Genomic DNA, 420 nt, shown 5'->3' with positions numbered 1-420 from the left:
GTCACGCACCTGCGCGCGCACCTCGATGTCTGGCGAGAGCTTTCGCAATGTCGCCAGCGCCGGCGGCAAGCCGGCGATCACGCCGGACTGGCGCGCGACCAGCACGGCTTGCGCCTTGGTCGCTTCCGGAATCGTCGCGAACGAAGTGATGTCGCCGGCGCGGCCGAGGTCCTCGTCGAGCGCCCGCTGCACGGCTTCGTCGATGACGAGCGGGGAAAGGAAGGCGTCGGGGTTGAGCAATGAGGTCGGATTGATCATGGGGGACTCCATCAGGCGATCATGGGGCGGGCCGTGCGCGGCAATGGGCTCAGGCCTTCTGCGATCTCGCGCGCCGCGGCGAGCGTGGTCATCGTTCTCTGCGCCAGCGCAGGGATTTCGGCCGGATGGTCGGAGCGGAAATGCGCGCCGCGGCTTTCGCGC

At 68.8% G+C, this 420-nt stretch carries 1 pseudogene; it reads right to left on the bottom strand.

The annotated features are described in order from the left end of the window. A pseudogene (locus MOV75_RS41990) lies at positions 1-258 on the bottom strand (nicotinate-nucleotide diphosphorylase (carboxylating)); the annotation flags it as partial. Positions 259-420: the final 162 nt, after the last annotated feature.

This window comes from Bradyrhizobium sp. PRIMUS42, assembly GCF_023006515.1.
Lineage (GTDB): Bacteria > Pseudomonadota > Alphaproteobacteria > Rhizobiales > Xanthobacteraceae > Bradyrhizobium.
Note: the sequence above shows the minus strand (reverse complement) of the source record. Positions and strands in the feature narration are given on the sequence as shown.